This window comes from Bacillus timonensis (genome assembly GCF_004799755.1).
GTDB lineage: Bacteria > Bacillota > Bacilli > Bacillales > Bacillaceae_L > Ferdinandcohnia > Ferdinandcohnia timonensis_A.
On sequence record NZ_SLUB01000047.1, the window covers coordinates 17,652 to 36,935 of the forward strand.

A 19,284-nucleotide genomic window follows, 5' to 3' on the forward strand; every position below is an offset into this window, starting at 1 on the left:
TGGAACCACAAGAACCGTCCCCGTGGGCCCTTAGTACTTTCCTCATGCTAAAAACTTACAACTAATTCCCTGTGTCGATTTGTGTAAAATATAGTAGAATGATAGGTGGAGATAAATGATATTGATTGAGGGAAGAGGAATAACATTGAAGAAAGTAATCATCGGGTTGGTACTTGTATTGGTGGCGTCCTCTCTATTTTTTGCGAGGGAAGCTTTTTCTGATATTTTACAAGAAAGCTATACTTCAATTAAGGAAGTCGTGGTTGGAAAAATTGCGTTAAGTAAAGAAAGCAATGGGGAAGCATTGCCGGAAAAAGTAGACGCACCTGAGACCCAAACTGCAGGTGAGCAGACAGAAGTGGCTCCTGAAGATAAGAAGCCAGTCATTGACCCAAATGATCCCTTTTTATTGTTAGTAAATAAAGAGGTTGGGGTTTTGGATGAATCATATGTACCACAAAATCTTTCAGTTCCGAATGTAGCATTTTCCACTTCCGTAGCAGAACGTAAACAGATGGTAAAAGAGGCTGCGGATGCTCTTGAACAATTATTTGCCGGAGCAAGTAATGACGGAATCACACTTCATGCACAATCCGGCTACCGTTCATATGGTACACAGAATATGCTTTATGATTCTTATGTTCGTGCAAATGGGGAAGAAGAGGCAAATACATTTAGTGCCAAACCAGGTCAAAGTGAACATCAAACGGGTCTTGCGATGGATGTGACAAGTGATAGTGTGGACAACCAGCTTGTCCAAGAGTTTGGAGAAACCGTGGAAGGAAAATGGGTTGCCGAGCACGCGGCTGAGTTTGGATTTATCATCCGCTTTCAAGAGGGTAAAGAAAATATCACGGGCTATATGTACGAGCCATGGCATCTTCGCTATGTTGGTGTAGAGCATGCCAAATATATCACAGAACAAGGACTTACTTTAGAAGAATATCTTGGCGTTATAGAAAAATAGAGTAGAAGAGCCCCTAAAAAGGGCTCTTTTTCTTTTGCACATTGATTTACCTATTCAACAACATTTACAATTATAGTAATCGATAAAAGTTACGATCATACATATCTAAAAATGGGGGTGCTTAAAATGAACATCGATCATCAAGTTGAGATCTTTAATAAGCAGGCGGGTAAATATTATAAACGAGCCAAACAAAAAAATATGGATTTTCGACTGAGAAGGAAGCTTCTACAGTCAGCTACAGGTGATATCTTGGAATTATCGGTTGGAGCGGGAATGAGCTTTCAATTTTATCCGAAATCATCGAGAATCACTGCGGTTGACTTTAGTCCGAATATGATTAACCGAGCTAAACTCGTAGCAGCGGATCAAGGGCGTCAAGTAGATTTTCGACTTGGAAATGTAGAAGAAATCGCTCTTCCAGAAAAAACGTATGATACAGTTATCTCAACATTGTCGCTTTGCTCATACCCTCATCCTGAAAAGGTACTTAAAAGAATGGCTTCCTGGTGTAAAGAGGATGGAAAGATTCTTCTCTTTGAACATGGGATCAGCACAAACACATTCGTTGCCTGGATTCAACATAAAACAAACTCATTTTATTTTAAAAAAGTAGGGTGTCATACGAATCGTGACATTCTAAAGCTTGTGCAAGAATCTCCACTATCCATCGTTAAATCAGAGCATTACGTGTTAAATACTGTTCATCTTATCTGGGCAAAGCCAGTTTAGTAAAACAACTTTTTAAGGACGGATTAACTAATGGTTATATGAAATTTGCCTACTCCAACATGCAAAGTGCCAGGAACCTATGGGGTACCTGGCACATCTATAAAACTTTGATTCTATACTGATGCTTCCTGTATATTTGAACTTTCTGCACTTTGAACAAATTTCATTTGCCTTCGCAGGATAAATACATAGGCGAAAGATGCGAAAATCATACTTAATGCACTATATAAAAAGACCGCTTTGAAGCCAGCATGAAGGGAAATAAAACCTAAGCATAAAGCTCCGACTCCACTACCTACATCTTTGGCAGTGAAAAACGTCGAGTTCCCTGCGCCTCTTCGATCAGGTGGGCAAAGCTTAATCATCACGGCATTTAAAGCAGGCTCTACAAAACCTAATCCTAATCCGTAAAGGATGCCCGCTAGGATGAAATCACTTAAGGAATTAGCATAGGCTAAAACTACAAATGAGAGCGTCATAATGATTAATCCAGGGATAATGACCAATGAACTTCCATATTTATCAGCCAATTTACCTCCAACAATTCTCGTGAATAATAGGGCAATTGAATAAACCGTATAATATAAACCGATATCTTCGATTCCTAAAGATAGGGCGAAGGTTGGAATAAAGGTTAACGCTACACCCATTCCAACATAAACAAAAACCGTTACTAAAGCTGTTGGAAGAGCTGTTTTTTCATAAAGCAGTTCAGAGATTTTTCGTTTTTGATTTGATGGTTTGCGTTCGATGCTTGTTTTTCCTTTTTCATACGTTATAAAAAGGCTACAAAGAATCGAAATCAAGCCAATCAAACCGGCAACAATGAAGAGAGCTTGATAATTAAACTGTTGAATAAGATAGATACTTAAAGCTGGTCCCACTGCCGTTGCGAGTGTATTGGATAACCCAAAATAACCAACACCTTCTGCCAACCGACGTTTTGGCACAATATCCGAAATAACGGTCCCGGATGCATTGGTTGTTGCACTAAAACCTATGCCGTGTAAACTTCTCATAACCAACAGAAGGCCAATTGAAAATGCAAAAACATAGGAAAGAGTGATAAATGCGGTTACCACCGCTCCTATAATTAACACAATTCTACGACTCTTTTCATCTATTATTTTGCCGAAAAGAGGTCTAAATAGGATCGCGACAAACATAAAGAAACCAAAAAGCATACCTGAAATGGAATTATCACCACCTAGATGGATGGCATATAAGGGGAGTCCAGTCATTAACATATTATTTGCAATTTGCGTAGACATCGTATAAACAAACGTAAGAAAATAATATTTCGTCCATAATTTTTCTGTGTTCTTATTCGTTCCTTGCAAATGAAGTCCTCATTTCTTAATAGATGTTGTTAATGATTATATCAATTATATATGACAGTTGTCAGAAATTCCGTGTTTTTTTATAATGAGCTTGCCCATGCATAGATCAATTGATAGATTGTAAGATCATCAGCATCTGCAAATTGAAGAAGTCTACGAGATGATGCTTTCAGCGGTGAAGGCTTGACCTAAACTTTCATAATTTTGTTATAATAGGAGTAATTCTAACAAATGAGGTGACAGCATTGAAAATCACACTATCACAGAAAATGAACGAATTTGGGGAATCGGTTTTTAACGAACTAGCAAACTATAAGAAACAAAAATTGCGTGAGGGGCAAGACATCATTGACTTAAGCGTGGGAAGTCCGGATTTGCCGCCACCTCCTTATGTCATTGAAGCATTGGCTACTCATGTTCAAAACCCTACATTATATGGTTATTCATTAACTGGAATTGATGAATTACATGATGCCATTTCTGATTACTACATAAGAAGATTTGATGTTTCCATTAATAAAGAAAATGAAGCATTAATGGTCATGGGCTCTCAGGATGGACTTGTTCACTTTCCAATAGCTTTTGCCAACCCAGGAGATTTGGTCCTTGTTCCAGATCCTGGCTATACTGCATATGCAGCAGGTATTGCATTAGCGGGGGCCAAGCCGTATGGCATGCCATTAATAGAGGAAAATCAGTTCTTACCCGATTTGGATGCCATTCCTGAGGAAATTTGTCAAAAGGCAAAACTAATGATACTAAATTTTCCTGGCAACCCTGTGCCAGCCTTTGCCACTCAATGCTTTTTCAAAAAAGTCATCCAGTTTGCGGAAAAACATCAGATTATGGTTCTACATGATTTTGCCTATTCGGAGCTATATTTTGAGGAAAAACCGATTAGCTTTTTATCGGTAGAAGGGGCAAAGGAAGTTGGGGTTGAATTCAATTCTCTTTCAAAAAGCTTTAATATGGCAGGGTGTCGGATTGGCTATATTGTGGGTAATCCAGATATCATTGCTGCCATCAAGCGACTCAAATCAAATCTTGATTATGGAGTGTTTTTGCCCATACAAAAAGCAGCAATTGCTGCATTAAGGGATACCTCCAGCTTCAGCGACAACTTGCGTGAAACGTATAAAAAACGACGTGATCTCTTAGTGAACGGACTAGCTGAAGTGGGCTGGAAAGTGGATTCTCCAAAAGCATCGATGTTTATCTGGGCGAAGGTTCCAAGGGGATTTACATCCACTGAATTTACGTATCGCTTAATTGATGAAGCGGGAATTGTGGTTACTCCAGGAAATGCCTTTGGTCCGAGTGGAGAGGGCTATGTACGAATTGGGCTCGTTCAAAATGAAGAGACTCTCAAAATTGTTGTCCAGCGATTAAAAGATATTCCGCTATTAAAATAGTGTTACGACTTAGCTTGGAGCACTTGTCTCAAACAAATCCTACACTTTTATATAAAAAGACGAATCAAATATAAGATTCGTCTTATTTTATTGTAAATTTCTGGGTATTATAGTAGTACTACTTATTCAGGAGTGTATTCGATGCACCTAGTCTATAATGCCTTATTCCTTTTGGCCGCGATAAAATGGGGAGATTGGAAAAGGTGGCGAGAATATTACCCAACTATTTTGTTCTTTTTAGTAGGGGACCTTTTAAAAAACCTATTATTTCATGATTACTGGATTTGGACGTATCAGGAAACGATGTTTGCCAAAAACATCCTCATCAATCATACATTTATTACGTTATTAATTATGTTTGTATCCTATCCAGCAACAACTCTCATCTATCTCGGACACTTTCCTGAAAAAAACTGGAGAAAGTTAATCTGGATTGGCTTGTGGGTGTCTCTATACGTAATAGTGGAATACATCAATTTGAAATATTTGCACCTCATCAAACACCACCATGGTTGGACGATCCATTGGTCGTTTCTGTTTAATCTCGTTATGTTTCCGATGCTTAGACTTCACCAGAAACACCCCCTTATTGCGTGGGGATTATCGATTATTTGGATTATTTTTCTTCTAATTATGTTTCCAATTCCATTGAAATACATAAAGTAAAATTTAGATGGAAAAAGGCTTTAAAATAGGATATAGTTATTCATGATAAAGGGAACTCTTGTTTGGAGTTCCTTAATTTATGATGGGAGAGAATGTATGAATACAAAAAATGAACGGGATTTTAGACATTGGAAAAAGAATATTATTCTTTTTCTAGGAAGCCAAACGATTTCTCTGTTTGGATCGGCATTAGTTCAATATGCGATTATGTGGTATATCACCCTTACCACACAGTCAGGAATGATGATGACCATCTCGATTATCTGTGGATTTTTACCGACTTTTTTCCTTTCTCCTTTTGCTGGCGTGTGGGCTGACCGATATAATCGGAAAGTGTTAATCATTCTGGCGGACGGAATGATTGCTTTTTCTACATTACTATTAGCCATTTTATTCCTAATGGGGTATGACTCCATTTGGCTCCTTTTTGTTATATCCGCGATTCGGGGACTAGGAACAGGAATCCAAACACCTGCGGTCGGCGCAATTTTACCTCAAATTGTCCCACAAGATAAGCTGACAAAAACAAACGGGGTAAATGGAAGCATTCAAGCTGTGATTATGCTGATCGCACCAATGGTAAGTGCAGCGTTGCTAACTTTAGCTTCGCTTGAAATTATTTTCTTTATTGATGTAATTACGGCAGCGATCGCGATTATCACGTTGCTAGTCTTTCTTAAAATTCCTTCCCATAAGAAGGCGAACGAACAACAACATGTCGGATATCTTGAAGATTTTAAGCTCGGTGTAAACTATATTAAACAAAGTGAATTTTTGAAGCCATTTTTCATTTTCTTTGCGATCTTTTTTGTGGCTATGGCACCAGCAGCCTTCCTTACACCACTTCAAGTCACGCGAAGCTTCGGGGATGATGTGTGGCGGTTAACAGCGATTGAAATTGCTTTTTCCATCGGGATGATGGTTGGGGGAGGAGTGATTGCCACTTGGGGGGGTTTCAAAAATAAGATTCATACGATGACATTGGCGAGTGTCATATTTGGTTTAACAACAATTGGCCTAGGAATTGTACCGATTTTCTGGTTGTATTTAGGTGTTATGCTAATTTGCGGTGTCGCAATGCCACTCTTTAATACACCTGCAACCGTATTACTGCAGGAAAAAATTGAGGAAAACTTTCTAGGAAGGGTTTTTGGGGTATTCAGTATGATTTCCACCTCGATGATGCCTCTTGGAATGTTGATTTTCGGACCAGTTGCTGATATGGTAAAAATCGAATGGCTCCTCATTGGCACGGGGATCTTCATGGTCGCACTGTCCTTCTTCCTTATGGGAAGTAAAGCGCTAGTGAAAGCAGGAGCACCGATACCTGTTCGGGAATAATGATAAAAAACACAAACGGTAGTCAAACTCACAATTGGTTTGGCTACCGTTTTTTTCGAATTTTGTCCAGAGGAATGTGATTTACCCAAGTAACGAAGCTGCTCCCTGTTGAAACTTTTCGTCAGGAGGCCATACAGAAAGGTCAAAAGGATAATCTGAACCTGGTACGATTCTTTCTTCTCCAACTATTTTACATAGGAAATCCAGGCTATCTTGGTTCCACAATACGGTGTCATACCAGAAGCGTTTTATGTACTCTGATGGTGGAGCTTGAAGATTTGTGGATACTTGTTTCCACTGCTCATATCCTTTATCCAATCTCCCAATTTGATATGGAAGGAATCCACCCCCATGGGCAAATACAACTTTTACATTTGGATATCGATCAATCAGCCCACTTAATAAAAAATCTGTTGCACAAATGGTTGTTTCCCACGGAACACCGATAAGGTTCGGCATCATTCTTCTTTGGAGACGCTGGTCTTCTGCTAAAAGTGGATGGATAAAAACGATCGCATTGAGCCGATTTGCTTCTTCAAAAAATGGTATGAAAAATTCATCAGATAACATCCGACCTGGTAGGCCAGGACCGATGATGACTCCTTTTAGTCCAAGATTCATTCCATCGTGTAAAATTTGTGCTGCTTTGTCTGGGTTCGTAAGGGGGACAGTTCCGAGTGCTGAAATGTTCTGGGGTGCTGTTTTTGTCCATTGTGCTAAAGAAAGATTGTATACATGAGACAACTCAGATGAAATGTCATCAGGAAAATCATACAAGAAAAGCTGCGGAATCGGTGAAACAACGGAGTGAGTGACGCCAGCATTCTCTTGTTCTTTTAAATAAAGATGACTGTCAATGAAAGCTGGCTTCAGTTCAAAGCCCCATTTTTCATTCACCACTAAAAATTCATCTTTGTTTGCTTCTTTTTGAACCCATTTTGCATTTACTGTTTTTTGATGATCCTTAAGCCATGTGATGACATCTGGCGGGATAAAATGTGTATGAAAGTCGTGCATTGCCTATACCTCCTAGTTTGTAACATTGTCCATAGTACGTAATATAGCAAAGAAGGTTGTACTTGAAAAGGTAGAATAAAAAATATTTAGATTTGTTAGATAACGATACTTTTCGAAAAGTGAAATTTATTTTGAAGTTGTTCCACATAGAGAAACAGCAGTATTGTTTATGACATTAATAGAGGGTACGATACAATCATAAATTATCAAAAAATTTTGTTAATAAAAAGGAGGAATTGTTTCATGCATGTTGAAACAAGAGTACAAGCAATAAATTGTTTACATTTTATTAATGGACAATTTGTTGAATCACAGAATCAAAAAACATTTGCTAATATCAATCCAGCCACTGAAGAGGTTCTAGGAACAGTTGCAGAGGGTGGGAAAGAAGAGGTTAATTTTGCTGTTGCTGCTGCCAGAAGAGCTTTAAATGGAAACTGGAAAAACACAACTGTTGAGGAGCGTTCGAAAATCCTTCGTCGGATTGGAGATTTAATCCTTGAAAGACAAGAGGAACTTGCACGCCTTGAATCTTTGGATACAGGGAAGCCATTCTGGTTAGCAAATAGTGTTGATATTCCACGTGCAGCCTATAACTTCCATTTTTTTGCTGATTTTATGGTTTCGGTGAACACGGATGCGAATCTGCAGGACGATAAAGCCTTGCATTATACCCATCGTCGTCCTGTTGGGGTGGTTGGGATTATCAAGCCATGGAACCTACCGTTACTGCTCCTTACTTGGAAACTAGCCCCTTGTCTAGCAATGGGGAATACCGCTGTTATCAAACCAGCTGAATGGACACCCATGACTGCCACTGTTTTGATGGAGATTTGTAAAGAAGCTGGAGTTCCGGACGGGGTTGTCAATTTAGTTCATGGTTTTGGAACTAACTCTGCAGGAAGTGCCATTTCTGAGCATCCAGATGTAGATGCGATTTCCTTCATCGGTGAACCGGGTACGGGATCCGCGATTATGAGAGCGGCCTCTACCTCATTGAAGAAATTATCCTTCGAGCTTGGTGGGAAAAATCCTAATATTATTTTCGCGGACTCCGACCTTGAGGAGGTTATTGAAACGACGATTAAATCAAGCTTTATCAACCAAGGTGAAGTGTGTCTGTGCGGTTCGAGAATTTATGTTGAACGTCCAATTTATGAAGAGTTCTTAGACAAGTTCACTAAGAAAGTGAAGGCATTAAAAGTAGGTAAACCGGAAAACGCAGATACCAATGTCGGAGCATTAATCAGTAAGGAACATTATGATCGTGTGAATAGCTATCTGGAGATTGCCCGCAATGATGGCGGGAATTTTTTAACAGGCGGAAAACGACCTGAAGGATTAGACGAAGGTTATTTTCTAGAGCCTACGATTATTACAGGGTTGGATCGAAACTCTCGTTGTGTGCGTGAAGAAATCTTTGGACCTGTTGTGACGGTTACACCATTTGATATGGAAGAAGAAGTCATCATGCAGGCAAATGATACGCATTATGGTTTAAGTGCAACCATTTGGACGAATGATCTTCGACGTGCTCACCGTGTAGCTCACCAAATTGAAGCTGGAATTATTTGGGTCAACACATGGTTCTTGCGTGATCTTCGTACACCATTTGGTGGGATGAAGCATAGTGGGATCGGCAGAACGGGTGGAATGCATAGTCTTGACTTCTACTCAGAATTATCCAATATCACAATCAAACTATAAAGAAGGGTGTTGTGAACGTGTCAAATAAAATCGAGCAATTTTCTATGAAACTAGCTGAAGCAGAATCTACTCGTATTGGAATCGAAGCCCCAACTTCAGTAGATGCAGAGCTAACAGTCAAAGATGCTTATTATATTCAACTTGAAAATATTAAAAAAAGGGTAGCAGAAGGACAAAAAATTGTCGGGAAAAAAATCGGTTTAACCTCATTAGCAATGCAGAATCTGTTAGGGGTGGATGAACCAGATTACGGCCACTTATTGGACAGTATGGTAGTCGAAAATGGTGGAAAGATTTCGATTGAAAAAGTATTGCAGCCTAAAGTGGAAGGTGAAATTGCATTTATTTTAAAGAAGGATTTACGTGGACCAAATGTGACCACGCTTGATGTCCTTCAAGCAACCGAGTATATCGTTCCAGCCTTAGAAATCGTTGATAGTAGAGTAAAAGATTGGAAGATTAAGCTTGCTGACACGGTTGCCGATAATGCATCTTCTGGTTTTTATGTGCTTGGCGGAAAACCAACCAAGATAGAAGATATTGATCTCGAATTAATCGGCATGACTCTTTCAAAAAACGGCGACCTGGTTAACACGGGTGTTGGTGCAGCTGCATTGGGAAATCCGGCAAACTGTGTTGCTTGGTTAGCGAATAAGCTTTCTGAATTTGATATACCACTTCGAGCAGGAGAGGTTATTTTATCAGGTGCCTTGTCAGCGGCAATAGAGGCACATGAAGGGGATTCATTCACTGCACGATTTGCCCATATTGGTCAAGTGAGCGTTCGTTTTTAAAAAAAGGGAGGGAAGAAATAGATGTCAAAAGTAAAAGTAGCCGTTCTTGGCTCAGGAAATATTGGGACAGATCTAATGCTAAAACTTCGTAGGTCTAACATACTTGAATTAACGACTGTGATTGGAATTGAACCAGAGTCAGATGGATTAAAAAAAGCTCGCGAGCACGGGTTTGAAACGATTGACACTGGAATTAACGGGTTTTTAGAAAGACCTGAACTCGCTGATATTGTGTTTGATGCAACAAGTGCGAAAGCTCATATCCGTCATGCCAAACTATTAAAAGACGTTGGAAAGCAGGTGCTCGATTTAACGCCCGCAGCAGTAGGGCCATTCGTTGTACCGTCTGTGAATCTAGGGGAGCATGTGGAAGCAGAGAATATCAACCTGATTACATGTGGAGGTCAAGCAACGATTCCGATGGTTCATGCAATTAATCGCGTCCAACAGGTTGAATATGCCGAAATTGTCGCAACGATTTCAAGTAAAAGCGCAGGACCGGGCACAAGAGCCAATATCGATGAGTTTACGCAAACAACTGCCCGTGGAATCGAACGGATTGGCGGCGCAAGAAAAGGAAAAGCGATTATCATTTTAAATCCTGCAGAACCTCCGATTATCATGCGAGACACCATTCATGTCATTGTCGAGGGGGAAACCGTTCAGCAGGAAGAAATTACAGTTTCTATCAAGGAAATGGAAAAGCAGGTTCAAACCTATGTACCAGGATACCGACTAAGACAAGAGCCAATCTTTGATGATAACCGGATTACCGTCTTTATTGAAGTAGAAGGGGCTGGCGATTATCTACCGAAGTATTCCGGAAACTTGGATATTATGACCGCAGCTGCTGTGAAAGTTGCAGAAGAATGGGCACAACATAAAATTTCAAAAGTAACCGTTTAAAGTATGTGTTCAAAAAGGAGGGTGAAAAGGACCGCTTCGGCGAAGGCGCCACGTCCTGTGGCGACGCCGACACTAGCACATCCTGTGCGTCGAAATTTCAAGGCGGTGCAGCTTTGAGTACCGGAGCGTATGCAGTTAATACGTGTGGAACGGAGAAGCAAGCCAACGCGGAAATTCGATGAGTCATTTTACCGACTTTATGAACTTCCTCTAAAAAGAAAGGAGCGAAACAAGATATGACCCATGAAAGAGATGTATTGATTACTGAAGTCGCATTGCGTGATGGCAGTCATGCGATTAGGCATCAATTTACCGTTGAGCAGGTAACAAGTATTGCTAAGGCTTTGGATGAAGCAAATGTTCCTTATATCGAAGTATCCCATGGAGATGGGCTAGGAGGATCGTCGTTGCAATACGGCCTATCCTTAACAAACGAGTTGGAGTTAATCGAAGCGGCTGCATCTGTTGTCAACAATGCGAAAATTGCGGTCCTTCTCTTACCAGGGATTGGAACAATGCCAGAGTTAAAGCAAGCGGCTCAGTTAGGTGCGAAAATGGCACGAATTGCAACACACGTCACAGAGGCTGATGTATCACCACAGCATATCGCTACAGCAAAGGATCTCGGACTTGAGACAGTTGGGTTTCTTATGATGTCCCATATGGCACCTACTGCCAAATTAGTCGAGCAAGCCAAATTAATGGAGAGCTATGGTGCCGATACCGTTTATGTCGTTGATTCGGCTGGCGCCCTCTTGCCCCATCAAGTATCAGAAAGAATTCGTGCTCTCAAAGATACGTTAACGGTGAATGTTGGTTTCCATGCCCATAATAATCTTTCCTTGGCCATGGCCAATACACTTGCGGCGATTCAGGAAGGGGCTACTAGAATTGATGGTAGTATTCGCTGCCTAGGTGCAGGAGCAGGTAATACACAGACGGAAGTACTTGTTTCCGTCCTCGATAAAATGGGGATAAAAACGGGAGTCGATCTGTTTAAAATGATGGATATTGCGGAGGAATTGGTCGCGCCGATTTTAGAGAAGCCACAGGAAATTACAAGAGATAGTCTTGTTCTTGGCTATGCTGGTGTCTATTCAAGCTTCCTGTTATTTGCTCAGCGTGCTGCGAAAAAATTCAACATTGACTCGCGCGAGATTTTAATCGAACTTGGAAGAAGACAAGTGGTGGGTGGTCAAGAAGATATGATCATGGATGTAGCAGCAGAATTGGCAGCAAAAAAGCATGCTGTTAACTTTATTTAGAACTGAGCCCCAGTTATATAGATGATTAATGTAAAAAGAGTATGAAATTTGTGTGGGGTTCATAACACGGCTAAATAAAGTAAAGCCTCCGGCGGATGCCGCAGATTTTCAAAGGAAATTTTTCGAGCAATAGATCAAAGACTAAGAACGCCACTTCCTGTGGCAACGTCTTTGTGACCCACCTCGTGTGGGCCTAAAAAATCTGGGCGCAAATACGCCAAGGCGCATTTGATTAAGGAGGATATCGAATGAGTCAATATAAAGAAATTGCCCAATACCTTGTTTCGGCTGAAATTGAAAAACGCGAGGTAACAAGAGTTACAGCAAATTTAAAACCGGATTTAACGGTTGAAGAGGCATATCTTGTTCAGGAAGAAATCGTCAACATAAAGTTAAATGAAGGAAAACGTATTGTGGGTCCTAAGATGGGGTTAACAAGCCCGGCAAAAATGAAGCAGATGGGAATTACAGATCCGATTTTCGGTTATGTGTTTGATTATATGTTGATTGAAAATGGAGACAAGGCTCACCTAAGTGACCAAATTCATCCTAAAGTTGAGGCGGAAATTGCGTTTGTTATTGGCGAGGATATAGAAGGCCCCGGTATAACAGGAGCACAGGTTTTAGCAAAAACGGAATATGTATTACCGGCACTCGAGTTGATTGATAGCCGTTATGAAAATTTCCAGTTTACCTTACCGGATGTAATTGCCGACAATGCTTCGACGTCACGGGTTGTGTTAGGAACCACACTGAAGAAGCCTGAACAATTTGAGCTTGACCTTGTTGGTGCTACCTTGTCCATTAATGGTGAAATAAAAGAACTTGGTGCAGGAGCTGCAGTTCTTGGTCACCCGGCCAATTCAATCGCGATGCTTGCTAATATGCTCGCAGCTAAAGGTGGAAAGATTCACAAAGGTGACATCATTTTATCAGGTGGGATTACAAGTGCCGTTATGTTGAAGCATGGTGATGTTGTAAGCGGTAAATTCGATGGCTTTGGTGAAGTAAGTTTCACAGTAACAGATTAAGAGAGGAAGAGTTTTTATGCCAATTATACACGTGCAAATGATGGTAGGCAGACCGAAGGAGAAAGTCGCAGAATTAATTCGCAATGTAACGAACACGGTATCTGAAACACTGGGTTCAGATAAGGAAACCATTCGAGTACTCGTAACCGAAATTCCAAAAACACATTGGGGAAAAGCAGGAGAACCGGTTGGAAAATAGAGTTTATCTAAAAAGGGGATGCAAGATTGAATATCCTTGCCTCCTTTATTTGCATTAAATGAAAACGTTTGCTAAAAACTTAATAGTTTCGGATTAATTTATTTTAGGAGGGAATTAGGATGACAATTGAATTTAGCATGCTTGCACCCCATGTTCCAAGTATGTGCCATGAAGAGCAAGTACCTGAGTTCCAAAAGGATATGGCCTCGGCCATGAACGAAATCGGGAAGAAACTAAAAGAGATTAAGCCGGATGCCATTGTACTAGTTTCTTGCCACTGGCCATCAACATTCTTTCATTATGTCGATTGCACGCCCGTTCATAAAGGGATTCTAACGGCCTTTGAAGCACCGGATTTAATTAAAGATGTTCCTTATCACTATCCCGGTGATGAAGATTTAGCGAAAGAATTGGTAAGCGCTGCTGAAGAGGCTGGTCTTCAAGTTCAAGGGGTACATGATCCGTATTTTGTTTGGGATTACGGTAGTGTAGTTCCATTACGCTACCTAGTTCCAGATGAGGATATTCCTGTCATCAATTTGTCAGTCACGTTGGCAGCATCCCTTGAAGAAACGTATAAATGGGGGCAAGTGATTGGTAAAGTTTTACGAGCAAGTGAGAAAAAGATTGTGTTTATTTCAAGCGGAGCCCTATCTCATAATCTAGTAAGGGGAAGACAAAATATACCAACCGTTACAGAACATGCGATGGATAAGCAATTTATTGAATTCGTCATGAAAAAAGACTACAAGGCGGCTTATGCCATGCTTCCTGAGTATGCACGGTTTGCAAGAGTAGAATCTGGTGGACGTCACCTTGCCATGCTCTTAAGTATCATTGATGTAAATGCAGAACCTGCTTATCTAGCAGATGGTCAATCATCTGGAAGTTGGAATGCCGTTATTACATTCGGCCTAAGACAAGTCCCAGATGTCACTCATTTAGAAGAAAGTGAATATGTAAAGTAATTCATTGAACCAAAATAAAGGGGGGAAACTATGAAAACTAAAGTAGGGATCATAGGTGCGGGTCCAGCAGGACTCATGCTGTCCCATTTATTACAATTAGAAGGAATTGAATCAATTATCCTAGAGTCACGTTCACGTGAGGATATTGAAGGTACTATTCGTGCTGGAGTGCTAGAGCAAGGGACCATTGACCTCTTGAATGCAACGGGTGTCGGAGAGCGGATGATGAGAGAAGGACATGTCCACGAAGGAATTGAATTGCAATTTAGGAATAAAAGGCATCGCATTGATTTCAAAGAGCTTACTGGTGGAAAGGAAATTATGGTGTATGCTCAGCACGAAGTCATAAAAGACCTTGTTGCTGCACGCCTTGATGCGGGAGGACAGATTTATTTTAATGTCAGTGATGTGAGTTTACATCAAATAGAAACGGACACACCCAAAATTAAGTTTTGTCAAGAAGACGGACGGGAACTTGAGGAAATTGAATGCGATTTTATTGCGGGTTGTGACGGCTTCCACGGTCCAAGTCGAAAAGCCATACCTGACCGTGTAAAAGTTGAAAAGCAAAAAGTTTATCCATTTGGATGGCTTGGAATTTTAGCGGATGCACCGCCGGCAAACCCAGAATTAATCTATTCCAATCATGAACGAGGCTTTGCTTTAGTTAGTACGAGGTCTCCTGAAATTCAACGCTATTATCTTCAAGTAGACCCTAATGATGATATTAAAAACTGGTCTGATGATCGAATTTGGGAAGAACTCCATGCAAGAGTGGACATGGACGGATGGAGACTAACAGATGGTCCCATTATTCAAAAAAATATTGTTTCAATGAGAAGCTTCGTTTGTGAAACAATGAGATATGGTCGCCTTTTCTTAGCAGGAGATTCAGCTCATATTGTTCCACCAACTGGCGCGAAAGGACTAAATCTCGCTGTTGCTGATATCCAAGTGTTGGCCAAGGGGATTACTGAATTCTATAAAGAGGGCAAAGAAGAAACACTTGAACACTATTCAGACATTTGCCTGCGACGGGTTTGGAAAGCCCAGCGATTCTCGAATTGGATGACAACGATGCTCCATCGGGATTTTGAACATAGTAGTTTTGAACATGGCATCCAGCTAGCAGAATTAGAATATGTAACTTCATCAAGAGCAGCCATGACAAGTCTAGCTGAAAACTATGTAGGTTTACCTCTGGAAATACAGTCCAATGCCGAAAAACTACAAATATAAAAACACCTAAAAGCATTTCTTTTTTACAGGAGAAATGCTTTTTATGTTGAAATATTTCTTATAGGAAACGTTTGGGGAAATGAGTGAGTTCTAAATGGAGACGAGAAATAAGATGATTCGGATGTCAAAAGTCCTTTCGATGGCTTTTTGGATTTTTCTTAAAATCTATTGGTTTAAGTTTCGCAAAAAGCCACAGCAGGAATGGGATAAACTATGGACGGATATTGGTGTAAGGTTTCGTAAGACACTTTTTGAATTGGAAGGCCTATTAATTAAGGTTGGACAAATCCTAAGCACGAGGGCTGATTTGCTTCCCGAACCGTTTATTAAGCAAATTCAAGACCTGACCGATCAAGTACCTTCGTCAGATTGGACGGATATTGAGGAAATTCTGAAAGAGGAGTGGGGGAGCTCCACTTATGGCATTTTACAATCAATCGAAAAAGAGGCCATTGCTTCGGCTTCGATTGGAGAAGTCTATAAGGGAATCCTAACAAATGGAGAAAAAATTGCCGTTAAAGTCCAAAGGCCCCATATCCAATCCATACTTAAAACAGATTTCCGAACATTGGTCATCATCATTTGGTTTGCAGATCATTTTGTACCTGTTCCAAAGGGATTTATCAATTTTAAGGTTTTGTTTAAAGAAATAAAACAAGTGATTGAGCGTGAGTTGGATTATTCAAAAGAGTTGCACACCCTTGAAATTTTTAAAGAACGGTTCCAGGAGCATGACGATGTTATCATCCCTAAGGTCTATCCTGAGTATAGTACATCAAGGGTTTTTGTTATGGAATGGGTGGATGGAATTAAGATTTCAGACGTAGCGAATTTACAAACGATGGATCGAAAACATCTTGCCCAGAGTTTGATGGAGCTTTTTCTTCCTCAATGGTTAGAGCCTGGTTTGTTTCATGCAGACCCACATCCTGGGAATGTCCTTCTATCAAAGGAAGGGAAAATTATTTTACTCGATTTCGGTATGGTTGGAGAAATCTCGAAAAAGGATGCTACCAACTTTCAACGATTGGTTGAAAGCTTTCTTACAAAGAATTATTCAAAGGCAGTCGAGTGTTTATCGCAGTTGGGATTCTTATTACCTGAATCTGACCATAGAACCATGGAGAAACTGCTAGAGGAGTGGATGTCATTTGATTTATCCCAATTAAAGGAAATCGACCTAATTGCTTTTAAACGTGAAATGAATGACGTAGTTCACGCACTTCCCATTCAGGTCCCAACACGATTTGTCTTTTTAGGTCGCTCTTTTGTCGCCATAGAAGGAATTATACTCCATTTAATCCCTGAGGAAGAGGTTGTAGATCTTGTTAAGCCTGTATTTATGAATTGGTTACATAAAAGCGGCAATCAGAAATGGTCATTCATTTTGAATTGGATCCAAGCTCTCCCGGTATTTAAAATCTTTCATTCAGTCCAGGACTTCTTACAGTTACCTCATACACTAGAAAATTTGAAGGAAGTTGAACAGCGAAGAGAATTTCAATTTACCATTTATGAAAATAATAAAAAACATGTATTCCTGCTGTCTCTATTTGGTTTTACAGGAATTGTAGCAAGTATTCTTGCTTCGCATTCCATGTTGCTTTATCTAACTGCCGGGCTCACTGCTATATCAGGGGTAGGGTATGCTCTGGTTAGTCATAAACAGAAAAAATGGTTGAAGTACATGCATGAAAAAAGAAAATGAAATAAACGAAAATCGCGAGGGTCATTCCCCGCGATTTCCTTGTTCTCCACGCTTTTTATGTTGATTATACATATAACGAATCATCTTCATTGTTCGACTACCTTGAATCATAATTACAATGGTATAGATCGTTGTTAAAATAACCCCAAGAATCGCAATCCAAAACAGTGTGGTGATTTTTGTGGCTCTACTAAACATATCAATCCCCCAATTCTTTAATCTATTTGTAGTTTTTGCCACGAAGAAGAAATTATCCATTTTTCTTGAAGATGTGTTTTTTCACCGGGGAAAGTGTTTGTGTGATAGACTAATTAAATTAAGTAAAAGGGGAGTACATCATGTCTGATACTGTAAAAAAACCCACGATATTAATCATCGCAATTGCATTAGGAGCCATTTTAAATCCACTAAATACAACGATGATAACAGTGGCCTTACCATCGATTCAACAGGATTTCAAGCTTTCGTCAACTGATACTTCATGGTTAATTGCCTCTTACTTCATTGTGAGTGCTATTTTTTTACCAATCATCGGAAGACTTAGTGATTATTATGGAAGAAAGCGAATATTTCTCATCGGATTATTGCTCGTTTTGATATCATCTATCCTAGCGCCAATGTCGAATAGCATGATGATGCTTCTAAGCATGAGATTGATTCAAGCAATCGGCACCTCAGCACTATACCCAGCTGGGATAGGCATGGTCCGCTTATATATTAAACAAAACCAAAATCGGGTGATTGGTACATTGGCAGTTTTTGCCACTACTTCCGCTGCGTTTGGACCGACGATAAGTGGTCTACTGATTCAATATGGTGGCTGGCCGGTTATATTTTATGTCAATCTTCCGGTTATTTTTCTATCGGCACTTTTAACGTGGCTCTATATTCCGAAAGATGAGCCGATTAAAGAGAACACATTTAAATGGGATATTGTCGGTATGATCCTATTCAGTGCTTTTATGACAAGTTGGATGGTCTTTTTGCTATCATTGGAAGGAGGTTTTGATGGGTGGTCTTTGATTCTATCGATTGGTTTGTCGATTCTTTTTTATGTATATGAAAAAAAGAAAGCAGATCCATTGATCAATGTCGTCTTTTTGCAAAAGAATCCTACGATTTCTGTCATTTACGCACAGTACATCCTAGCAACACTGATATTCTTCTCAATTCTTTTGTTTACGCCGATCTATTTACAGGAGGTTATTGAGTTGGGTTCCGAATATACAGGATTGATGATGCTGGCGTTATCTGTATTTGCGATGATTACAACACCAATTGCCACAAGATGGGCAGAAAGAGCAGGGTACCGGGTTCCATTACTTATTGGCGCGGGGATTGGAATTGTAGGGGTCGTCTTCCTGTATATGACGACAAAAAATTCCTCGTTGCCGTGGATTGTCCTGGTTTTGGCGTTGTTTGGAATCAGTAACGGTCTGATAAATATTAGCTTACAAAACCTGTTATATACGTTTATTCGTGTAACTCAAACTGGAATTGCGTCAGGTTTGTTGATGACTTCAAGATTTATCGGAAACATCCTAGCATCGAGCATATATGGTGTCGTTTTTGCCATCGGGTTAAATGATGTGAGTAAAAATTCGATGGCAATCGTATTGTTGGCCGTTTCCCTGATTATCATTCCGGGAACGTTTTACGTAACGAATCAAAAAATGAAGACGGAACAATGGTAAAAGAACAAGCCATAATGCATCGAGGGGCATTATGGCTTGTTTTTTATCAAAGACAAAATAATTGATTTGTTGATGCGAAATGTCTCTGAGACAAGACCTCGAAGACAAATCAAGTTCAAATCCTGTGCGAAATGTCTCTGAGGCAAGGTCTCGAAGACAAATCAAGCTCAAATGCTGTGCGAAATGTCTCTGAGGCGTGCTGTCGTGGACAATTCTGCTCAACAAGCTAGATGAAATGTCCGTGAGCAGTCATCTCGAAGACATATCAAGCTCAAATCCCTGTCTCTTATACACATCT

The 19,284-nt window shown here is 40.1% G+C and carries 18 protein-coding genes; 15 read left to right on the top strand and 3 right to left on the bottom strand.

The genetic code is table 11. The features are described 5' to 3' along the window. Positions 1-115 precede the first annotated feature (115 nt). Both E1I69_RS18890 and E1I69_RS18895 read left to right on the top strand, forming a co-directional pair. Positions 116-967: a M15 family metallopeptidase gene (locus E1I69_RS18890; protein WP_136381115.1), complete on the top strand. Its 852-nt coding sequence runs from the start codon at positions 116-118 to the stop codon at positions 965-967. A 126-nt stretch (positions 968-1,093) separates the two neighbouring features. Further along, entirely contained in the window at positions 1,094-1,699 is a 606-nt protein-coding gene (locus tag E1I69_RS18895; protein WP_161974941.1) for a class I SAM-dependent methyltransferase, read from the top strand. Between the two features lie 113 nt (positions 1,700-1,812). Here the strand turns inward: E1I69_RS18895 and E1I69_RS18900 are convergent, their stop codons facing one another. Further along, positions 1,813-3,039, bottom strand: coding sequence for an MFS transporter (locus E1I69_RS18900; protein WP_136381117.1), 1,227 nt, complete (start codon positions 3,037-3,039; stop codon positions 1,813-1,815). Between the two features lie 245 nt (positions 3,040-3,284). Between E1I69_RS18900 and E1I69_RS18905 the strand changes: the two genes are divergently transcribed. The 3 genes from E1I69_RS18905 (at position 3,285) to E1I69_RS18915 (ending at position 6,458) form a co-directional block, all read left to right on the top strand. Beyond that, positions 3,285-4,451 (top strand): LL-diaminopimelate aminotransferase, encoded by a 1,167-nt coding sequence (locus E1I69_RS18905; RefSeq protein ID WP_136381118.1) that lies wholly within the window; start codon positions 3,285-3,287, stop codon positions 4,449-4,451. A gap of 141 nt (positions 4,452-4,592) precedes the next feature. Beyond that, entirely contained in the window at positions 4,593-5,117 is a 525-nt protein-coding gene (locus E1I69_RS18910) for a CBO0543 family protein (RefSeq protein WP_136381119.1), read from the top strand. 96 nt (positions 5,118-5,213) lie between these two features. Next, positions 5,214-6,458, top strand: coding sequence for an MFS transporter (locus E1I69_RS18915; protein ID WP_136381120.1), 1,245 nt, complete (start codon positions 5,214-5,216; stop codon positions 6,456-6,458). A gap of 81 nt (positions 6,459-6,539) precedes the next feature. Here E1I69_RS18915 and E1I69_RS18920 read toward each other — a convergent pair whose 3' ends face one another. Then, entirely contained in the window at positions 6,540-7,475 is a 936-nt protein-coding gene (locus E1I69_RS18920; protein ID WP_136381121.1) for an amidohydrolase family protein, read from the bottom strand. Positions 7,476-7,718: 243 nt separating this feature from the next. Here E1I69_RS18920 and E1I69_RS18925 point away from each other — a divergent pair, with 243 nt between their 5' ends. The 9 genes from E1I69_RS18925 (at position 7,719) to E1I69_RS18965 (ending at position 17,292) form a co-directional block, all read left to right on the top strand. Further along, the gene (locus tag E1I69_RS18925; RefSeq protein WP_136381122.1) at positions 7,719-9,182 is read left to right on the top strand and encodes an aldehyde dehydrogenase; all 1,464 of its coding nucleotides are present in this window, start codon (positions 7,719-7,721) and stop codon (positions 9,180-9,182) included. A gap of 17 nt (positions 9,183-9,199) precedes the next feature. Then, positions 9,200-9,976, top strand: a complete 777-nt coding sequence (locus E1I69_RS18930; protein ID WP_136381123.1) for a 2-keto-4-pentenoate hydratase — start codon at positions 9,200-9,202, stop codon at positions 9,974-9,976. A gap of 21 nt (positions 9,977-9,997) precedes the next feature. Next, on the top strand, positions 9,998-10,882 hold the full coding sequence (locus E1I69_RS18935) for an acetaldehyde dehydrogenase (acetylating) (protein ID WP_136381124.1): 885 nt from the start codon (positions 9,998-10,000) through the stop codon (positions 10,880-10,882). A gap of 236 nt (positions 10,883-11,118) precedes the next feature. Next, positions 11,119-12,147: a 4-hydroxy-2-oxovalerate aldolase gene (gene dmpG, locus E1I69_RS18940; RefSeq protein ID WP_136381125.1), complete on the top strand. Its 1,029-nt coding sequence runs from the start codon at positions 11,119-11,121 to the stop codon at positions 12,145-12,147. Between the two features lie 248 nt (positions 12,148-12,395). Further along, entirely contained in the window at positions 12,396-13,178 is a 783-nt protein-coding gene (locus tag E1I69_RS18945; protein WP_136381126.1) for a 2-keto-4-pentenoate hydratase, read from the top strand. A gap of 16 nt (positions 13,179-13,194) precedes the next feature. Beyond that, a complete protein-coding gene (locus E1I69_RS18950; RefSeq protein ID WP_136381127.1) occupies positions 13,195-13,377 on the top strand; it encodes a 4-oxalocrotonate tautomerase in 183 nt (60 codons plus the stop codon). A 119-nt stretch (positions 13,378-13,496) separates the two neighbouring features. Next, positions 13,497-14,345 (top strand): extradiol ring-cleavage dioxygenase, encoded by an 849-nt coding sequence (locus tag E1I69_RS18955; protein WP_136381128.1) that lies wholly within the window; start codon positions 13,497-13,499, stop codon positions 14,343-14,345. A 30-nt stretch (positions 14,346-14,375) separates the two neighbouring features. Beyond that, on the top strand, positions 14,376-15,584 hold the full coding sequence (gene pobA / locus E1I69_RS18960; protein WP_136381129.1) for a 4-hydroxybenzoate 3-monooxygenase: 1,209 nt from the start codon (positions 14,376-14,378) through the stop codon (positions 15,582-15,584). Positions 15,585-15,678: 94 nt separating this feature from the next. After that, on the top strand, positions 15,679-17,292 hold the full coding sequence (locus E1I69_RS18965) for an ABC1 kinase family protein (RefSeq protein ID WP_136381130.1): 1,614 nt from the start codon (positions 15,679-15,681) through the stop codon (positions 17,290-17,292). 21 nt (positions 17,293-17,313) lie between these two features. On the opposite strand, the gene E1I69_RS24465 is transcribed toward E1I69_RS18965, so the two are convergent. Beyond that, positions 17,314-17,490 (bottom strand): hypothetical protein, encoded by a 177-nt coding sequence (locus E1I69_RS24465; RefSeq protein ID WP_154670419.1) that lies wholly within the window; start codon positions 17,488-17,490, stop codon positions 17,314-17,316. A gap of 140 nt (positions 17,491-17,630) precedes the next feature. Between E1I69_RS24465 and E1I69_RS18970 the strand changes: the two genes are divergently transcribed. Beyond that, the gene (locus E1I69_RS18970) at positions 17,631-18,986 is read left to right on the top strand and encodes an MFS transporter (RefSeq protein ID WP_136381131.1); all 1,356 of its coding nucleotides are present in this window, start codon (positions 17,631-17,633) and stop codon (positions 18,984-18,986) included. The last annotated feature ends 298 nt before the right edge of the window (positions 18,987-19,284 follow it).